The 20134-nt window shown below is 47.0% G+C and carries 13 protein-coding genes; 6 read left to right on the top strand and 7 right to left on the bottom strand.

Annotated elements, in window-relative coordinates; genetic code table 11:
- The first annotated feature begins 378 nt into the window (after positions 1–378).
- Positions 379–3240, top strand: a complete 2862-nt coding sequence (locus ACP2WE_RS10055) for a low-complexity tail membrane protein (protein WP_425215419.1) — start codon at positions 379–381, stop codon at positions 3238–3240.
- Between the two features lie 22 nt (positions 3241–3262).
- Here the strand turns inward: ACP2WE_RS10055 and ACP2WE_RS10050 are convergent, their stop codons facing one another.
- Complete coding sequence (locus ACP2WE_RS10050) at positions 3263–4459, bottom strand: FAD-dependent oxidoreductase (protein ID WP_425215418.1); 1197 nt, start codon at positions 4457–4459, stop codon at positions 3263–3265.
- Between the two features lie 221 nt (positions 4460–4680).
- On the opposite strand from ACP2WE_RS10050, the gene ACP2WE_RS10045 reads away from it, so the two are divergent.
- Positions 4681–5001 (top strand): hypothetical protein, encoded by a 321-nt coding sequence (locus tag ACP2WE_RS10045; RefSeq protein ID WP_425215417.1) that lies wholly within the window; start codon positions 4681–4683, stop codon positions 4999–5001.
- Between the two features lie 51 nt (positions 5002–5052).
- Positions 5053–6396, top strand: coding sequence for a TIGR04283 family arsenosugar biosynthesis glycosyltransferase (locus ACP2WE_RS10040; protein WP_425215416.1), 1344 nt, complete (start codon positions 5053–5055; stop codon positions 6394–6396).
- Here ACP2WE_RS10040 and ACP2WE_RS10035 read toward each other — a convergent pair.
- From ACP2WE_RS10035 to ACP2WE_RS10025, 3 genes are all read right to left on the bottom strand, one after another.
- The gene (locus ACP2WE_RS10035; protein ID WP_425215415.1) at positions 6329–7123 is read right to left on the bottom strand and encodes a lipoate--protein ligase family protein; all 795 of its coding nucleotides are present in this window, start codon (positions 7121–7123) and stop codon (positions 6329–6331) included. The two genes, ACP2WE_RS10040 and ACP2WE_RS10035, sit on opposite strands and share 68 nt — an antisense overlap.
- Positions 7124–7170: 47 nt before the next feature.
- The gene (locus ACP2WE_RS10030) at positions 7171–7638 is read right to left on the bottom strand and encodes a YbjN domain-containing protein (RefSeq protein ID WP_425215414.1); all 468 of its coding nucleotides are present in this window, start codon (positions 7636–7638) and stop codon (positions 7171–7173) included.
- Between the two features lie 88 nt (positions 7639–7726).
- On the bottom strand, positions 7727–8371 hold the full coding sequence (locus ACP2WE_RS10025; RefSeq protein WP_425215413.1) for an ABC transporter ATP-binding protein: 645 nt from the start codon (positions 8369–8371) through the stop codon (positions 7727–7729).
- A 148-nt stretch (positions 8372–8519) separates the two neighbouring features.
- Here ACP2WE_RS10025 and ACP2WE_RS10020 point away from each other — a divergent pair, with 148 nt between their 5' ends.
- On the top strand, positions 8520–12566 hold the full coding sequence (locus tag ACP2WE_RS10020; protein WP_425215412.1) for a CHAT domain-containing protein: 4047 nt from the start codon (positions 8520–8522) through the stop codon (positions 12564–12566).
- A 77-nt stretch (positions 12567–12643) separates the two neighbouring features.
- On the opposite strand, the gene ACP2WE_RS10015 is transcribed toward ACP2WE_RS10020, so the two are convergent.
- Positions 12644–16174, bottom strand: coding sequence for a response regulator (locus ACP2WE_RS10015; RefSeq protein WP_425215442.1), 3531 nt, complete (start codon positions 16172–16174; stop codon positions 12644–12646).
- A gap of 134 nt (positions 16175–16308) precedes the next feature.
- Complete coding sequence (locus tag ACP2WE_RS10010) at positions 16309–17811, bottom strand: UDP-N-acetylmuramoyl-L-alanyl-D-glutamate--2,6-diaminopimelate ligase (RefSeq protein ID WP_425215411.1); 1503 nt, start codon at positions 17809–17811, stop codon at positions 16309–16311.
- A gap of 399 nt (positions 17812–18210) precedes the next feature.
- On the opposite strand from ACP2WE_RS10010, the gene ACP2WE_RS10005 reads away from it, so the two are divergent.
- Positions 18211–18555, top strand: coding sequence for a hypothetical protein (locus ACP2WE_RS10005; protein ID WP_425215410.1), 345 nt, complete (start codon positions 18211–18213; stop codon positions 18553–18555).
- Between the two features lie 123 nt (positions 18556–18678).
- On the top strand, positions 18679–19428 hold the full coding sequence (gene sfsA / locus ACP2WE_RS10000) for a DNA/RNA nuclease SfsA (protein WP_425215441.1): 750 nt from the start codon (positions 18679–18681) through the stop codon (positions 19426–19428).
- On the opposite strand, the gene ACP2WE_RS09995 is transcribed toward sfsA, so the two are convergent.
- On the bottom strand, positions 19395–20075 hold the full coding sequence (locus ACP2WE_RS09995; protein WP_425215409.1) for a hypothetical protein: 681 nt from the start codon (positions 20073–20075) through the stop codon (positions 19395–19397). The genes sfsA and ACP2WE_RS09995 overlap by 34 nt on opposite strands.
- Positions 20076–20134 lie beyond the last annotated feature (59 nt).

The raw sequence follows: 20134 nt of genomic DNA, 5'->3' as shown, positions 1-20134 counted from the left end.
TTTGCCTTATTCTGGACATGTTATAGTAGCGTCCCACAAATCACCCTATAGCTTATTCCCCACGGAGAGTTTGTAGCATAAATAATAATTATACTGAAATTTTTTAGACAAACACCAATTTAAATGAGATCTTATGGAAAGTTTTGGGTGATATGACTATATTGCGTAATTCAGAAAAGTAGATTCGACCTTTAATATGTTAGAGAACGCACTTAACTTACTGCCCAAAAAATTAAAAATGATTTCAACTGTAGCGATTAATGCCCCAGCCGCAAAATTGTAGAGGTTGTTAAATTTTCGATCGCCATTGTCATCATCCTGTCACCTAACCCATAATCTAGTAGCTAGTCCCTTATCGCTATTTTTGAGGTTGTAGGCATGACACAACAGAATCCCAGCCCTATTCCTAGCCCTATTCCTAGTCGTAGTCTACCCAGCTCAACTTATCAAAAAAACGAACCCTTTTTGTGGGCGCATATAGCTTTGTTATGTGCTGTCCCGCTCACACTTGCTCTGAGTATGGGTGGTTTGGCTGTTGGCGATCCTGTGTTTCCGTCGTGGTTGGAAACGATCTTGCTAGGGTTACCTCCTGCTGGTTTTGTCACTTGGCTGCAATGGCAGCAGCCCCTATCACCCTTTAGCCTTTGGTTTGTGGCGAAACCCGATCGAGAACTTAGCGATAATCAGAGACGGGTACTGTCTTTACTCAAACAGCATCCCAATGGCTGGCATACGGGCGGCTGGATCGCGGTAGCTGCTGCGGTATTTATGTATGTCGTATTTCGCCAAATGTATCAGGCGGCTCCCTTAGCGGCAGGGATCGCTCCTTTCCCAGGTGTGCTGAGAATACTGGGCATTGTGTGGGCAGAGGCTTTCTTTTTGGCAAGCAATCTACTTTGGCAATCGGGTATTGCGGCAATTAGAGTTTTGCTCGCTTCCCCTGCTGAATTCGATCGCTTGACTCCCCACCCCATCGAGAAAATTAAAAATGACTTCACGACCTTAGGCAAGCGATCGCCCCATCTGCTGCTCGTTATCCCTTTCCAAATGAAGGCGGAGCTGATCGATCCATCGGAGCCATCCACCACTACACCAGATTCACAGCCCGACGACACGCCGAATGCTCTGACTAGCAGTCTCAATCAGCTTTTTAGCCCAGATTCTCAAGTTTCACAATTGGTTGCAACGACCGTCACAAAGCTTTCAGAAATTGCGACAAATTTGCTCGGTAAATTTCAGCAGGCACCTGTCAAACCTTTAACCAAACCGCAGACAACACCTGTAACATCTCCAGTGCCCTCAGCAGACGCAGAAACTGATGATGATTTTGATGATGACTTTGACGATCTCCCCTCATCCCTTTTGGGCTCTGAACCTGCTCGCGAAGCAACCCCAGAGGAAGAAGTTCCTGAAGCGATCGGTGAGGCTGATGAAGTTAGTGAAGAACTCGATCGTGCAACAGAAGTTCTTGAGCCGATTCTAGAATCTCAGCCTGTTAGCCAAGGATTCTTAGAGGAAGAAGTAGCAGAAGATTCTATAGAGACAGAAATTCCTGAAGCGATCGCTGCGACCGATGAAGCTGACAATTTAACAGAAGTCCCTGAATCGCTGTTAGCCCCTGAGTCAGTTAGTGAAGAATCCCTAGAAGAAACGTTAGAGGATTCTGAAGAAGAGGAAATTCCTGAAGCGATCGCTGCGGAAATTGACGATTTGCCTGAAGCTACAGAACCCCTCTTGGAGTCTGGCGTTGAAGAATTCGTTGATGAAGAGGTTTTAGAGGAAGAAATCGCTGAGCCAGAAGAAGCTGCGGCAGGATTTGACGATATCCTAGAAGCGATCGCGCCAGTTTTAGACTCTGAACCTGAGATTGAAGAAATTCTTGATGAAGAGGTTTTAGAAGATTCCGAAGAGGAGGAAATCCCTGAAGCGATCGCTGAGGATACAGAAACCGTTGAAGAAGTTGACGATCTGCCTGAAGCTACCGAATCCCTTTTAGACTCCGAACCTGACATTGAAGAAATTCTTGATGAAGAGGTTTTGGAAGATTCTGAAGAGGAAGAAATTCCTGAAGCGATCGCTGAGGCTGATGAAGTCATAGAGGAGGATTTACCTGAAGAATCCGAATCCCTCTTGGAACCTGAGCTTAACAGCGAAGAACTCATTAACGAAAAGGCTTTAGAGGATTCCGAAGAAGAAATTCCTGAAGCGATCGCGGAGGATATAGAAACCACTGAAGAAATCGACAATCTGCCTGAAACCACCGAATCTATTCTGGAGACTGAGATCGACGATGAAGAGCTTCTGGAGGAGGAAACATTACAGGAAGAAATTCCCGAAGCTACCGAATCTCTCTTGGGATCTGACTCAGAGGCTGAAGAGCTTATAGACGAAGAGATTTTAGAGAATTCTGAAGAGGAGGAGGTTCCTGAGGCGATCGCTGAGGATGCAGAAATTACAGAAGAAATTGACGATTTGCCTGAAACTACTGAATCTCTCTTGGAATCTGAGCTTTACTACGAAGAATTCTTAGAGGAAGTGACAGAACAAATTGACGATCTGCCTGAAGCCACCGAATCCCTCTTGGAGGAAGAACCTGACACTGAAGAATTTTTGAGTGAAGAGGTTTTAGAAGATTTTGAAGAGGAGATTCCTGAAGCGATCGCTGAGGATGCAGAAATTACAGAAGAAATTGACGATTTGCCTGAAACTACTGAATCCCTCTTGGAATCTGAGCCAGACAGTGACGAAGTTCTCGAAGAAGAATCATTAGAAGAAACCGCTGAAACAGACGGAGTTAAGGCAGGACTTGACAATATCACAGAAGCGGTTAAACCAACTTTAGAGCCTGAGTCTGAAAGTGAAGCATTGCTGGAGGAAGAGGAAACCTTAGAATATTCTGTAGAAGAGAGCTATGAAGAGATCTCGGTGGTGATGGAAGTTACCGTAGTCATTCCCGAAAAAATTGAGCCAGATCCGCGATCGAGCGATCGCCCAAGCGAGGCTATAGATGATGATGTTACCGCAGCACTTGATGATACCGCTGAAATTTTAAGGCGACGAGAAAGGCAGGAAGCCGAAACAATTAAGGCAATGTTTCAAGATCTAGATCGGTTAATTGAGAGTCGTTTTTCCGATCTGGTCGAACGAGGAGCAAATGCTGTAGATGCTTCTAAGAAAGAAGTCAAAGAAACCCCAAAAAGGAGCGAACCTGAAGAAGATGACGATGAAGAGTGGGTTTAGGCTATGAGGAATTTCTCAGAGATTAGCCCAGTCCGATAAACTGCTCCATAAACTGGCGATCGAGCCAGTCTTTCCAATGCCAAAGCGCTGTCGAGGGACCAACGCAAAAATTGCCCCAGACAGCAACGGCTTCGCCTTTTCCCGTGCCAATCAGGGCGAGATGTCGTTTTTGCGGATAAAAAGGAACTGGGAGTCTTCCTAACGAGACTCGCCTGAGATTGTCAAACAGGGGCTTTCCTTGACGCACCGCAAATACTCCAGCTTTGGGGCGGGGATTTTTTATCATGTTGGCAATGTCACCCGTTGCAAAAATCTCAGGATGCGAGACCGATCGCAGCGTATTGTCTATGAGAATAAAGCCCTGTTCGTCAGTGGCTAAGCCTGTTTGCTGAATCCATTGGGGCGCAGTCGCATGGGTCACCCAGAATATGCGATCGCAAATCACCGTAAGTCCAGACTGACAGAGCAAAATCTTTGGCAAATCCCAAGTATTCGGATCGCAGGGGTATTCAGATTCTGGAATGACTGCACTGACCGATTCCTGTAAATGGAGGTGAATGCCGCGTTGGGTGAGCAGTTGGCACAAGCGATCGCCGATCCTTGCAGAATATCCTGCCATTAACGTCGGTTGCCGATGAAATAGATGCATTTCTACCTGCGCGGCTGACAGTCCCTTGGCTTGGAATATCGTTTCTAGTCGCGTCGCGATCGCGAGGGACAATTCAACCCCACCCGCGCCACCACCGACAATACCAACGCGCAAAGGACGATCTGGAGGAATCGCGCGATCGCTTTGTAAAGCTGCCAAAAATTTCTCCCACTGGGCTAGGAAAAGCGGCACGGGTTTCGCAGGAATCGTATAGGCGGCTGCCCCAGGAATTGCCATGGTTGCAGGGGTACTACCAATATCAATCGACAGCCAATCAAAGGTGACTGGGGAATTTCGTTCGCATAAAACTCGCTGATTTGACAAATCTAGCCCCACTGCCCGATCTAAAATCAGATTGGCTTTGGCAAATTTCGCCAAGTCTAGGAGGTTGATGTGACAGGTCTCAAAGTCGTAAAAGCCGCTAATATGCCCTGGTAACATTCCTGAATAGGGCGCATGCAGCACATCTGTAATTAGGGTAAGCCGAACCCCTGACAATGGCAACATCCCCAATAATCGTAGCGCGATCGCGTGGCTGTGCCCTCCACCCATCAAAACCAGTTCTTTCATAACATCGCGACTAGCAATATCCTATTCAATTTGTCGGTAGGGACAATTCATGAATTGCCCCTACTATTCTAGACTTATCCTCAAAAGTAGACCTCAAGCATATTAGACTAATCAAAGCTCCCTATGGCAAAGCTTGGGGTTACCTTGTGCGTGTCCTGAACTTGTTAATCCATGAGGGTCTGACCTAAGATCTTCGTTATTTGGCAGGAGGTTTAGCAGTTATGAGAATTAAAAAAATTACTTTAGCGCTTTTCCTGTGTTTATGTCTGTTTGGTTGTTCGCTGTTTGGCGTTTTGCAAGAGGGTATGCAACATGCAGACGCAGTATCGCAAGATCTTGAAAAAGCTTTGGGGACGAAGCCCTTTGTTGGATTTAACTGGAATAATGGTTCGCTTACATCAGTAAACATTCAGTTTCAGGGATTTCCTCAAAAAGAGAAGTCCCTTGAGAAAATCGGCGAAGTAGCCAAGAAGTCGGTAATGACTCATTTCAAGTCACAAGCCGAGCAATTAGTGATTTCTTTTGTTATAAAGAAGCAGTAGTTCTATAGTAAGGAGCATTGACAATCGATGATGGCGGTAATCAGAAATTAAATGGGATTGACGGAATCTTTTCCCGCCGTAAGGGAATGTCTGATTGTCTTTGCTCGCTATCCAGAAATCGGTAAAGTCAAAACTCGCCTAATTCCAGCTTTGGGTGCGGAAGCCGCTACTTCATTATACAAAGAGATGGCAGAGCACACCCTTGAGCAGGCAAGAACCTTGCGGCAAAATAGGGAGTCACTTTCCATTCAGGTGTGGTTTACAGGGGGAAGCGAAACCCAAATGCAGAGATGGCTGGGGAGCGATCTAGAGTATCACATCCAGATAGAAAAGGATTTAGGCGATCGCATGGCGCATGCTCTGCAATCTGCGATCGCACAGGGCTATCAATCCGTTGCGATCGTGGGAACCGACTGCCCCGAACTGGATGCTAAAATTCTCGATCGCGGCTTTAGGGAATTACAAGAACAGGAACTCGTTCTTGGCCCCGCCAACGATGGCGGCTATTATCTGATTGGGCTACAGCGATTTGTGCCAGAACTTTTTGCAGGAATTCCTTGGAGCACATCAGAGGTGTTCCAACGCACTGTGGAGATTGCTGGGGAATTGGGGCTCACTCGTTTCGATCTGCCCAGTTTATCTGACGTTGACACCAAAGCAGATGTGGCGATTTGGGAGGGCTTAAAGTTAGCCAAGGATGCTGCCCAAAACACACCAAGCATTTCAGTGGTGATCCCAGCATTGAATGAAGCAGAGAATCTACCCCGCGTATTAAAAGCCGTGCAGAATTCGATCGATGTGGAAATCATTCTTGTCGATGGGGGCAGTTCCGACGAGACCATTCAAATTGCAGAATCTTTGGGAGCAAAAGCGATCGCTGGGAAACGCGGTCGTGCCAGTCAAATGAACTTAGGTGCTGAGGTTGCTACGGGAGAGATTCTCTTATTTCTACATGCCGACACGATTCTCCCCAATGGCTTCGATCGCTTTGTGCGACAGACTTTGCAGAGTCCCAATGTAGTTGCAGGGGCCTTTGAGTTGGGAATTGATGGCGATGCCTTAGGATTGCGATGGGTAGAGTGGGGAGTCAAACTGCGATCGCATCTATGCCAGATGCCCTACGGCGATCAAGCGATCTTCCTCAAGACCTCTCTGTTTCGCCGCATGGGTGGATTTCCAGAGTTACCAATTATGGAAGACTTTGAATTGGTTCGCCATTTAAAGAGACAGGGACGGATTGCGATCGCACCAGCCTCTGTGCTGACTTCCAGTCGCCGTTGGCAAAAGCTCAGCATTGTACGCACGACGCTGATTAACCAAGCGATAATTATTGGTTATTATTTGGGAATTCCTCCCTCAAAGTTGGCAAAGTGGTATCGCGATCGGCGAAAGTAGCATTGATCATATCGAAGGACATTTCGACAAATTCAGCATCAAAATGGTCGGCCGCCGATCGCGTGAGACTGCCGATTAGCCTATCTACGAGGCTCTCGTTAGAATTTGGCAATAGCTCACTTAGCCCAACGACAGGCACATCTTCGCCAAAGACTTGCCGTAAAAGAACGTAATCTGGCTGCAAAGCGATCGCACCATGTTGTAAGACAAAACCCGATCGATAAACCTGAGCGCTCCCGATCATTTTGCGCCCATCTGCTATTACCAAATCGGCATTGGTCGCCGTGCTGAAACAACTGGGATGATGAATGTAGCCCCGTCCCGCTCTGCCATAGCTGAGTTCGATCCCCAGACTAGCCAACCCCTGAATTAAAAATTCACAAATATGGGTATAGGTGGCGCGGCGAGCGCCTTGATCGGCTTTTAAAATGACCGCATAGGTCAAGTCACCTTTATGAAGCACTGCTCGTCCACCGCTAGGACGACGCACCAGATCGAGTCCTTCAGCTTTTGCTAAATCTGCCCAATGCTCTGGAATTTTGTGCTGATGATAGCCCAAAGAAATAGCTGGTGGTGACCAGCTATAAAATCGTAAAATTGGTTGTGAGAGGTTTTGGCTAGAATTCTGACTATGCTCGGCAATCAGTCGATCTAATAGCCAATTATCTAGTAACATCTGCTGCAAGCCAGGTGCTTTGAGATAGGGTGCTTTACGCCAAACTTTCATGCCAGATTTTCATGCCAAGCGATCGCGTTGAACGATCGGCAAAATGACTATGTGCCAAATTGCTCTGTTAGCAACTCGTCATTGCTATCGGCGATCGCTGCCACAATGGTGATAATGCGAGAAATCTCAGCAGGAGAAAGATCCTCGACAGAGCGAGATGAAACCACTATCACTTGGTCGTTTTGAATCGCGAAGCGAGCCTCGAAGGTTTCCGTTACGTTTTTTTCCAACAACAAACGCAGCATTTTGGCTTCGTCTTTGACAGGATAGGTCAGTACGGTTGATAGGACTGTAAAGGTGTCTGTTGGGGCAGTGCCAGTGATATTAACAACTACCTCAACCGTGCCATATCGAAATTTCCAAGTATCATCAGTTTGATTTACCACTGCAGATTGCTCGGCATCCATGCTGGCAATCACCGTCTGAATCGTGTCCGTAAGATTAAAGGTGTGTGTATTAAGCTCAGGGGACTCAGAGGCTGCATTTACTATGGGTGTTTCTGTGCTGATTGTCATAGTAGTAGTCTAGAAATTACGAGATAAATTACAAGCCATATTCACTGTATCTCAGGAAGGCAAATTTCGGGCTTAACTTTCAATATTGCTACATAAGTACAGGATTTGGATCGGGCACAAGCTCACCGTGAGAAATCGTCCAAGTGCGATCGGCAATCCCCTTGAGTTCTTCAGGCTCGTGGCTGACCACCAGCAGCGTCCAGTTGCGCTTTAGCTCTTTGAGCAAGGTGAGTAGCTGTCGTCTGATCGACCAGTCCAGTCCTGCGGTGGGCTCATCTAGTAAAAGTAACCCTGGTTGCCTGATTAACTGCACTGCCAAGGCTAGCCTGCGTTGCTGCCCCCCACTGAGAGACTGTGGCGATGCCTGAAAACTCAGTTGCCCTAGCCCCACAGATTGCAGCGCTGCAAGGATGCGATCGCTGTCGATGTCAAGATGCCCCAGCCGCAACTCTTCTAAAACCGTACTACCGCAAAAATGGCGCTCGGGAAACTGAAACACCAAGCCGCAGAGTTGCTGAAGATGGTCGGGTGTAAGTTCTTGAGAATGCCAGTAAATCCCACCCTCACGCCAATCGACAAACCCCGCCAAGATCTCAAGCAGCGTACTTTTTCCCGAGCCACTCGGCCCTACGATTAGACCTAATTCGCGATCGCGTAATTCTAAACAGATGTTTTTTAGAATTGGGGCAGGTGTAGCAGGAGGGTGATAGGTTAAATTTTGAATCGTTAGCATGAATACTAGATTACCCTAAATATCAAGCTGGGATTTCAGCCAGATATACAGTTACTGGTTTCGCTATAGGATGTTACATTATCTTCCATCCAATACCTAGATTTCAAATTTAGGAAGTACGAGTTCAACAGGTGGATCGGGGAAAGCTATGCGAACTTCATTCTTATTATTTCTAGTAACGATCGGCGTTCTCAGTCTAGAAATCAGTCTAGAAACTCTGGCTCTAGGAAACGCTCAAACTGCCCTAGCTCAAACAGTACCCGATGGCACTACGGCTACTCAAGTCAATGGTAATGCAATCGCACCTACAGGTGCGGGCACTATCAACGGCGGTAATCTTTATCACAGTTTCAACGAATTTAACGTACCGCAGTCAGGTGTAGTCTTTAATACTGGCAATTCTTCAGTCAACGGTGCGGAAGTTCAAAATATCATTAATCGCGTCACGGGCAGCAATCCCTCTGCGGTTTTGGGCACAATTGAAAGCCGTCAAGCTTTCCCCAATGCCAATCTTTATCTAGTGAACCCTAACGGGATTGTATTTGGTCAAAATGCCCGTTTAGATATTGGCGGCTCCTTTCATGCCACGACAGGCACGGGTTTAGGTTTTGACAACGGACAAACTTTTAATGCCGATCGGAATTCACTCAGCTTTCCCAGTGGCGATCCCAAGAATATTCGCTTTGCGATCGCTCAGCCTGCGGGCATTATCAATCAAGGCAATTTATCGGTAGATTCTGGCAAAAACATTACTTTAACTGGTGGAAGTATTGTAAATACTGGTATATTAACGGCTCCTGGTGGAAATATTGCCTTAACTTCTGTATCTGGGAATAGTCAAGTTGAATTGCGATCGCCCGATGCGGTCTTAGGGTTGCAGGTGACATCCAATGCGGTTCCCTCTAACTGGAGCGGCAAGATTACAGAATTGCCAAAACTTGCGGAGTTACTCACGGGTAAAGTGCCTGAAGCTAACCAAGTAGTTGTCAAAGCCGATGGCTCTCTTGCCTTAGTAGCAAATCCTGCCTCGACGGATATTCCTGTAACGAATGGAATGACGATTGTCTCAGGACTAATTGATGTATCAACTCCCTCCCTTGGCAAGGGGGGGGTAATTGGCATCTTTGGCGAGAAGGTAGGACTTGTAAATGCTCGAATTAGTGCATCTGGGCTGAATGGCGGCGGTACTGTTCTGATTGGAGGAGATTTTCAGGGAAAAGGCATCGTTCCAAATGCTCAACAAACCTATGTGAGTGCGAATTCTCTCATTGATGCCAATGCTTTATTCACAGGAAATGGCGGAAGGGTCGTTGTTTGGGCAGACCAGAGCACGCAGTTTCTGGGCAACATCTCAGCAAAGGGTGGAACTCAGTCAGGGGATGGTGGCTTTGTCGAGGTGTCGGGCAAACAGAACCTCGATTACAGAGGTAATGTAAATACTTTCGCAACAAATGGAAAAACTGGAACGTTGCTGCTTGACCCAAATAATATAACGGTGATTACTGGAGGAGTTAATACTGTTAATGAAGTATCAGCCTTTGCAAATCTGCCTGCTAATGCACAAATCGATCCAGTAACGCTTACTGCAGCAAACGCTAATATTGTTTTACAAGCAACCAGCGATATTACATTTGCCAATTCGGTCACACTTAATCCTGGTTTTGGTCTGACAGCACAAGCGGGTAATACCATAAACTTCATCAATAACGCATCAATCACCACGACAAATGGAGCGGTTCAGCTTTTTGCAAATAGTACAGCAGCACCTGCTCCTTCAGGCTCTGGTAATATCTTTGTGAATGGCAGTTCTTCGATCTCTACGAATGGTGGAGCGATCGACCTACAGGTTCAAGGAGGAACTGGATTCATTAATATATCTGGCACTCCCTCATTCAACTCTGGGGGTGGTGCAATTAATTTTAGTACTTCTGGATCGGGAATCTCTATAGCAGGTGGAACGATTGCCTCCAATGGTGGAGATATCACAATCAATGGGACGAATACTACAGGTGCGGGAGTTTCACTTGCTGGTGCTGCGAATAACATTACTTCAGGAAGTGGCAAGATTACAATTACTGGAGTCGGTGGTGGTATAGGGGATGGAATCAAGATCGATCCTAATACCACACTTCAGTCTACAACTGGCATCATTACTTTAAATGGAACGAGTACAGGTGGTCAAGGACTATTTTTGCAGGGGAGTGGAATTAATACTAGTGGCAGCATTAACCTAATTGGTAGCTCTATCGATGCCCAAGGCTATAATCTCACGGGTGCAGGTGCGATCGCCTTAACCTCTACCCGCAGCCTTACGATTGGAAACATTACAACCTCTGGAAACGCCGTCAATATCACCAGCAATACCGATAGCGTCACAACTGGCAATATTGCAACTTTTGGTGCAAATGGTGGAAATGTGACGATCGAGGCATCCACCCAGATTCAAACAGGTTCCATTGATGCAAGAGGATTGACGGGTACTGGAGGAAATGTATCCATCGACCCAACTGGGAGTATTGTCATTGGTTCTATTAATACGAGCGGTGTAACTCAAGGTGGAAATGTTTCAGTCATTACCACTGGCGGCAACCTTAGGGTGTTGGGTCTGATTTCAAGTTCGTCCTGCGGTGGTGCCAGTATCTGCACGACTGGGGGCAGTGGTGGCAGCGTGTTTATTCAGCATGGTGGGCTCAATGCTTTTTCGATTGGCGATCCTAGTGTGAATGGAACGAGTGGAACGATCGTGACAGGAACATCCACCTTAAATGTAGGGACAATTATTCAGGTTGGAAATTCCATTTTTACGCAGGGCAATATTTCCATTACTCCTGCTGCTGCTCTTATTCCTGGGCAGACTACAAATAGCGGCAATAGCAATGTAATTCTAGCACCATTAAAACCTGCTGACTTATCCATAACCGATGCAACTACGCTCAGAATCCTAGAGATTCGAGATGTCACAAAGAAACGCGTTGACGCTCTTTTATTAGAAGACAACCTACCAGTTGCCTTTGAAGTCTTAGAAGCAGGCTATGTTGCTGAATTAGAGACTTTTTTAGAAAAGGAACTGAATGCACCTCCCCTAACCCTAGAAGATGGAAGGCAACTGTTGAGCGATATTTCCTTGCGTAGTGGAAGTGTTACGGCTTTGGTTTATCCTGTCGTTTTAGATAATCGCATTGAGATTCTGGTGATCCCCCCTAAAGACAAAGGCAAACCATTCCGTCGCTTTGTCAGGAATATCAATCCAGCAACCGTTGAGGCAGCACTGATCGATTACCGTAGCAATCTCCGAGATGTTGGTTCTCAGGACTATATGAAAGAAGCGCGGCAATTGTATGACTGGATTATAGCCCCGATTGATGCCCAGCTAAAAGTCTTAAAAGTTGAAACGCTTGTGTTTGTGATGGATGCAGACCTAAGGGTAATTCCTCCTGCCGCATTGCATGATGGTAAGCAGTTTTTGGTGGAACGGTATGCTTCTGTGAATATTCCAGCCTTACGCGTAACGAGACTAGAAAGTCGCGATCGCACCAATAATCGTGTTTTAGCGATGGGCTTGACTGAGGCAATTGATGATTTTGCGGCATTACCATCTGCGGAAGTTGAGGTGAATACAATTGGCAAACGCATCTTACCCGGTGCAATCTTTCTCAATCGCGAATTTACCGTCGATAACCTGCAAAATCAACGTCAAAGCTCGCGTTACAGTATTTTACATCTAGCTACCCATGGCAAATTTATCAGCGATCGCGCCGATGGATCGTTTATTCAACTTTGGAATAGTCGATTGCGTCTAGATCAATTCCCTGCGCTGCGTTTTGATAACCCCCTTGTAGAATTAATGACCCTGAGTGCCTGCGAAACTGCTGTAGGTAGCAACCTCGGCATTAGCGGACTATCAGTTGAGTCGGGTGCGCGTAGCGTGCTAGCTTCGTTATGGGCTGTCTCAGACTCTGGAACTGCACCTTTGATGATTAGTTTTTATCGCAACTTCCCCAATGAACTAAGTAAAGCGATCGCACTCCAAAAAGCCCAGTTGTCTCTTTTAAGGGGCGAAGTCAAGATCGAGAATGGCAGGATTGTCGGCGTGGAGGGATTTCCCAATATTAAAGTTCTAGAACCAACTATGAATATCGATCTCAAACATCCATCCTATTGGTCTCCGTTTGTTTTAGTCGGAAATTGGTTGTAAGTATCTTGATATTCAGATCCCCAACTTTTTCTATAATTGATGCAGATCATCTCTCATTATAATTGTGTGCCACTAATTTAAGCATGAACCAAAAATGTTAGCACTGTCTCATCAATTCCCTTCAGTTTTAAAATACCGCGCTTACCAATTTCATCTTCTTCGAGATAGTCTGCGACCACAGCAGACACTAAAATACAATCAGGTTCGGCAGCGGATTGAATGCGCGAGGCAATATTTACTGTAGGGCCAATCGCAGTGTAGTCCGATCGCTCGGCACAGCCAAACATACCGACAACAGCAGTACCTTGATGAATGCCACAGCGAAACTGCACAGGGGGAATCCCGTGGGCTAACCATTCTGCATTCAACTTTGCCAGAGCTCGCTTCATTTCGCGGGCAGCATCAACAGCACAACGTACCTGCTCGTTAGGACTGAGTTCTTCGGGAGCACCAAATAATGCCAAAATCCCATCTCCCATAAATTTATCCACGGTTCCACGATGGGCAAAAATCGCACGGGTCATTTCGCCTAAGTACTGATTGAGCATTTCGGAAACGCGCCGCGATCGCACCGTATTCGCTAGTTGCGTAAACCCAACAATGTCGCTAAACAGAACCGTAATCATCCGAGGCTCGGGACGTAAATCGAGAGATAGTTGTCCTTCTGCGGCTTTTTGTACCATCAGAGGCGGCAAAAATCGCTTGAGCACTGATTCCGTCAGATATTGATTCAGTTGCTTTACCCTTTGTTCGCTTAGCTTCAGGGCTAACAGATTCCGAACTTCCGCTAAGAGTTCGCGATTGTTAAAGGGCTTGGCTAGATAGGCATCAGCACCCGTTTCCGTGCCTTCAATTCTCGTTTCCTCATCGATTTTGGCTGTTAGCAGAATCATCGGCGTACTTGCAAGCATCGCATCTTCACGGATGAGGCGAATCAGATCTAAGCCTGACACCTGCGGCATCATCAAATCTGTGACAATCAGATCGGGTTTAAATTTTTGGGCTTGATGGAAACCCTCTGAGCCATTACGGGCAGAGATCACTTGATAGCCCGCTTGCAAGAGAATAGAACGCAGATAGCCCCGCAAGTCGGCATTGTCATCCACGATCAGAATTTGATTGATATTCGTCTCTGTAGTAAGGTTTTCGCTGGCATCCCCTTCAATCCTGCGCTTGTTGCTGGCATCCAAAAGCATCCTTGTGCTTTGAGCATTTTCTTCAGCAATGATGGAACTCTCAACGTCGATTTCCGAGTCGAGATCGGTTTCGATGCCCGCTAGTTCGACATCGGTTCTTGAGAGCTGGACGTCAACAGGGGTATGCATGACCTGTTTAGGCGGAAGGTGAGCGTCGCCTATGGGCAAAGAAATTGTGAACTTTGTGCCTTTACCATAGATGGAGTCCACAATAACCTCTCCACTATGTAATTCCACCAATTCCTTTACTAGAGATAGTCCTAGTCCGCTACCCTCATAGCTGCGACTGATAGAACCTTCGGCCTGCCGAAACCGCTCGAATAGAAAAGGAATCTGATCGGTGCGAATCCCAATGCCCGTATCTTCGACACTGAGCAGACAGCGATCGCCTGCGGATTGCAACCGTACAGTGATACTACCGCCACTGGGCGTGAATTTCATCGCATTTGACAGGAGGTTATAGATCACCTTGTCAAACTTCTCTAGATCCAAATAGACCTGCGGACATAGATCGAACTGGGTAAAAAGTCGCAGATTTTTCTTGTCGCAGTAAGCCTGAAATGCTTCGAGGGTATGCATAGCAAATTGTGTCAAGTCACAGGGGCGGAAACAAGATTGCATCTTGCCTGCATCCAGTCGTTGCAGATCGAGTAACTGATTGACCAAACGCAAGAGGCGGCGACAGTTGCGCAAGGCAATCACAGATTGGTCGTAGGTTAAGGTCTGATTCTTCGCGATCGCCGATTCCAACGGCCCAATCGTCAGGGTCAAAGGGGTACGAAACTCGTGAGAGATATTTTGAAAGAATTCTGTTTTTTGGCGATCGCTCTCAATTAACTGCTGTGCTTGTTCGCGGGTCTTTTGATAGAGACGAGCCTGTTGCACGGCGATCGCTGCTTGAGATGCCACAGCCTGAGCCAACGTGACTTCAGACGTTTGCCAATGGCGCGGCCGATCGATCTGACGCAGTGAAATACTACCGATAATTTTACCATCGGAGATCAGGGGCACAATTAATAGCGATCGCGCGGAAGCTTGTAAGGGAAGGTCAACATGATTGAGTTGCGGTTGCTGGGTCAGATCGTCAACAATGACGGGAAGTTTAGTCGTAATGAGTTGCAGCAGGACTGGATTTCCATCAATGCGAACCTTAGATTGGGATATTTGGGGGTTTTCTAACCGATACCCATCCATTAGATCCTTGACAGCATTGGTTATGGGAGCTTGGGGCTTTCCTTTAGCTTCCTCGCGCTTGGTCTCTTGGCGATCGCGAATGTGTAAACCCACACAATGTACGTACTCATCCTCTTCTGTCCATAGGGATAAAGCGCAGCCATCGCTCTGTAAGGCTTGCCCTAACTGTTGTGTAATTGCGGCAAAAATATCCTGAGGGTCGAGGCTGGAACGAATTGCCGTGGTAATTGTATTGACGAGTGCTTCCCGTTTGGCGAGGGCTTGAACCTGTTCGTAGGCCAGTGCTTGCGAGAGAGCAAGAGCTGCCTGGTCGGAAGCTAAATTGATTAACTCAACTTCATCCTCTGTCCAAGTTCGCATCATGTCGCATTGATGTAATGCCATGACGGCGATTAACTCTTGTTGCACGATCAAAGGCACGAGCAGAGAAGACTTAACATTCAACGCTGCAAAAACTGACTGACCTTTAATGCGTTCGTCCGTGCTGACATCGTTAATAATTTGAATTTTTCTCGTTTCTACCAGAGTTTGTGCCAGTACCTGAAAATTCTCATGGGATACTGAATCAACTTCTGCATTCGATATGAGATAAGCTTCAGAGAGATATAAGAAGGAATTTTCTGTGATTTTATCATCTTGGAAAGGTGAGACAATGCAGCAAGTCACCTCGAAATTGCGACCGATAATTTCCACCACCGATTCCAAAATATCCCGATAATTGGAGGAACCATTGATGGAATAGGCGATCGCATTCAGAAGGGTCTCTTGTCGTAGGCTGCGGCGCAGTTCGCCTGTACGATTTTTCAACAGATAATGGGTCTCTAGCGCTTGCTTGACGACGTTTTTAAGGTCGTCTTCTTCCCAAGGCTTAGTAACATATTTAAAAACGCGACTGGAGTTAATTGCCTCTACCAGATCTTCGATGTCCGTATAGGCTGTCAGGATAATCCGCATCGTGTCGGGATACTGGATTGCCATTTGACTGAGGAACTCGGTTCCACTCATCACAGGCATGCGCTGATCGGAGATGATTACAGCCACTTCGCCTTCCCGCTCTAGCAAGGCGATCGCCTCAAGGCCACTTTGAGCGCGTAAAACCTTGTATTCTCGGTAAAACGTGCGATAAAGCAGATCTAAGTTATCGGGTTCATCGTCGATAACCAGAAGTTTTGGCTTGCTACTTGTTGGCGATTCCCTTCGGGGCGCATCCTGCCGCATCAAACAACTTTCCTACCACTAAAGCATGGGATGCGAGTCGCATCAATCAGCGTCGGTTCCCATGCACCAAACTAGGTTGAATATACCATTTTTACCCAAATAGTTTGATGCATGGGCGACAAATGAGAATGCTGCTACTGCGAACTCAACCGCATTTGAAGTGCTGCTTGGGCTTCCTCTCGGTCGTCAAAATGGATTTTCTCTTTACCGAGAATCTGATAATCTTCATGTCCTTTACCTGCGAGCAAAATTGTATCGCCCGATTGAGCCTGCGCGATCGCCATTTGAATGCATTTGCGCCGATCCCCCTCGATAACCACTGCGTTAGCGTCCGATTTCTCGGCGATCGCGGCATTAACCCCCACCATAATGTCAGCCAGTATTCTCTTGGGATCTTCAGTGCGTGGGTTATCAGAGGTGACATAAATGCGGTCGGCTAACCTTGCGGCAATACCTCCCATCAGAGGACGTTTAGTGCGGTCGCGATCGCCGCCACAACCAAACATGCAGATCAGTTCTCGTTGCGTAAACGGACGCATTGCCTTGAGCAGATTTTCTAGGCTATCGGGGGTATGGGCATAGTCCACCACCACCGTAACGTCTTGCCGATCGCTCACCTGTACCCGTTCGACCCGCCCAGGTACACTTTGAAACTCGGGCAATTGGAGCGCGATCGCTTCGAGGCTAACGCCCAGATGTACTGCGGTGGCGATCGCGGCGATCGCATTCGCCACATTAAAGCTACCGACTAGCGATGATTTTAAAGCGATCGCCCCCAGTGGGGTATGCAATGTCCCCGTAACCCCATTCGCCCCATAGGTAAGGTTTTCTGTGTAAAAGTCAGCTTGCGGATTGGTGAGGCTATAGGTCCATACAGGTGAAGACTGCACCATTCCCACCAGTCTCTCGCCAAAGGCATCGTCAAGGTTGATTATGGCTCTACCTTTTAGGTAGTCAGCCTGAAATAGCAGGGCTTTGGTGACAAAATAGTCCTCTAGATCGCGGTGATAGTCGAGGTGATCTTGGGTAAGATTGGTAAACACGGCGACTTCAAAGGGACAGCCCAAGGCGCGTTTCTGGGCAAGGGCGTGGGAGCTAATCTCCATGACCGCTACTTGGCAACCGCCGTCAGCCGCCTGTTTGAGCAGAGATTGCAGGTCGATCGCAAAGGGTGTGGTGTGCGCCGAAACCTTGACATGACCTTGCCATCTGGCATAAAGCGTGCCAAATAAAGCCGTGGGAAATTGGGCGGACAGAAGAAATTCAATTAGGTGCGTAGTGGTGGTTTTTCCATTTGTCCCTGTCACGCCCACCAATTGCATGGTTTGAGCAGGATAGCCATAAAATGCCTCAGCCAATTTGGCACAGGCAACCACGACATCCTCAACCACAATTAGGCTTGAAGGGTCGGCAGGCAATTCAGCGCTATCTGAGATTACTGCTGCGATCGCCCCATTTGCCAGAGCCTGTGCGGCAAACTTACTGCCATCTACCTGAGTCCCTGGCATCCCAATAAATAAATCCCCCGCCCGACAATCTCTAGAGTCAGTAGTTAGCCGCTGAACGATCGAGGTATCTAGTTCGGGATTTTGAGAGGTATACCCTGCTTGCTTGAGCAGATCGCTTAGCTTCTGCATATTTTCTTACTACCTTACAATTTGGCTTAATTATTTGGATCTGAGACTCCAGATAGGTTAACTGAATCACCCTGATTTTTACAAGAGATTTGTTAATGTTCTGACTCCATTCCTGAAGAATGATTTCTGTTTAGCCATCCCTCTTACTTGTCATACCATTTTTAAAAAAAGATACAACGCATCATTTTTTGAAAAGACCGCGCTCTGCGCGGGACACAAAATCCGATCTGTCGCAAATTTAAGAGAAATTGGGATCGGTTATTATCTTGATTGGCAATGGGCTATAGCCCTATAAAATCGTTGCAAATTCTGAAACCAAAATAGGCTTCTCTTGCTATGGTTGTATGTTTTTAATGAGAACCTGTACTCCAAGCGCAAAATATAAACATAGGAAAACTTATGCAATTTTATTGGTCCATCAATCAAATCCCTGAGCTTGCAAGCCTAACGCCAGAGCAGAAAAAGCAAGCATGGCAGTTTTGTTACAAAAAATATGCTTTCAAACATTGGCAGATATGGGCAAGCCTAGTTTCGTTAGGTCTTCTTGTCGCTGTGTGCACAAAGTTATTTAATGTGGGCAACTCAGTAGTCAGTGCCGCAATTGGCGGTGCGATCGGTGGTGGTCTGGGCGGCGGAATTTTTGGAGTCACAACCACAAATGTTCTACGTCCCCATTTGATTGACTATGCGAATACACACTTCGGGACAGCAAATTCATCAACGGAACCTTCTCTTGAGGAGTAGTGAGAACTTTGATATTGGTGCAGAACTGCACGTTCAGTCCGATGCTTTGCAATGACAATATCGCAAAATCCGCGATCGCTATCTCAATTTGGAGTAAAATCTCGATCGCTGCTAAACCTACCTATGCCAAATCATCCCACCGTTCACACCTATCCCGATCTGCTGCTCGGTAGGCTTGTCAAGCGATACAAACGCTTCTTTGCCGATATCGAGCTAGACACTGGAGCGACGATCGTCGCCCATTGTGCCAATACTGGCCCGATGACAGGCGTGTGTACGATCGGCGCACAGGTGGCTGTGTCTTACAATCCCAGTCCTAAGCGCAAGCTCGCCTACAGTTGGGAAATGATTCACATCGATGGGGTTTGGGCGGGAATTAATACGAGCCTTCCCAATAAAGCGATCGGCTATATGCTAGAAAACCGCTTGCTACCTGAGCTAGAGCCCTATGACTCCTTTCAACCAGAAGTTGTCTATGGCGAAGAAAAGAGTCGTATCGACTACTTACTCGATCGCGAGCCGCTCTTAAACGCTCAAACTGATTCCCAAAAGCAAAGAACCTATGTGGAAATCAAAAATACAACTTGGTGCGATCGCAACATCGCCCTATTCCCAGATACGGTAACGACGAGGGGGCAAAAACACCTAAGAGAACTCATGTCCGTGGTGAATGGGGATTCCCTTGCTGCGATTGTCTATTTTATCAATCGTGGCGATTGCGACCAGTTTAAAAGTGGCGATGCTGCTGACCCTGAATATGGAAGACTGCTTAGAGATGCGATCGCGTCTGGAGTCAAAGTTTTGCCCTGTCGGTTTAATGTAACCCCCGAAGTCGTTACCTATTTAGGTTTAGCAGAACTCGTGATGGATTGATCTAGATCGAACTTCATCTTTCGCAAAAGGACGAACATCACAATCCCCGAAATCGTGCCGTAGCAAATCCCAAGGATGGTGCTAGGCGTGATAAATATTACCTTCCTCGCAAGATTGAAGCCAATTGTGAGACTTACATACCAAGCAAACGAGGTAGCGATTACCCACCAACCCGCTTGGGGGATTTGCGTTCTCAAAAAAATCCACTGCGCGAGTCCTGTGGTTGTGCCACGCAAAACCGCAAAGATCGTGAATAGATCCACGGCATCGCCAAAGGTAATACTGAGATTCCAAGCGATGCTAATACTGACTGGACCTCCCACCAGACCGCCGAGGGGCGTGACGAGCAACCACCAATAAGCACGACGGATTCTGCCTCGGAGAATTAACCACTGCGGCAAGGCGATCGCCAAACTCATAACTCCATAGCCTAGAATATTTCCCATATCGCCGCTAACATATTCAGGCACCATAGAACTTACAGGCCCCCCGATCGCAAAACCAAGGCTGGTCGCAACAATCCAAAGCGGCAAAAATCGCCATCCAGACCAAAATTTGAGAAATGAATCAGACATAAGATTTCCTAGTGCGATCGCTTCGCACAGATCGCAAGTTGAGAAAGCGATCGCGATCGTTCGGTTTCTCAACTTGTGCGGGCGATCGCTTCAGCGTTAGTTAATAACGGTACGAGTAGAGCAATGTCTTT

This window comes from Tumidithrix helvetica PCC 7403, assembly GCF_965232925.1.
Taxonomy (GTDB): Bacteria; Cyanobacteriota; Cyanobacteriia; order Pseudanabaenales; family Pseudanabaenaceae; genus Tumidithrix; species Tumidithrix helvetica.
Note: the sequence above shows the minus strand (reverse complement) of the source record. Positions and strands in the feature narration are given on the sequence as shown.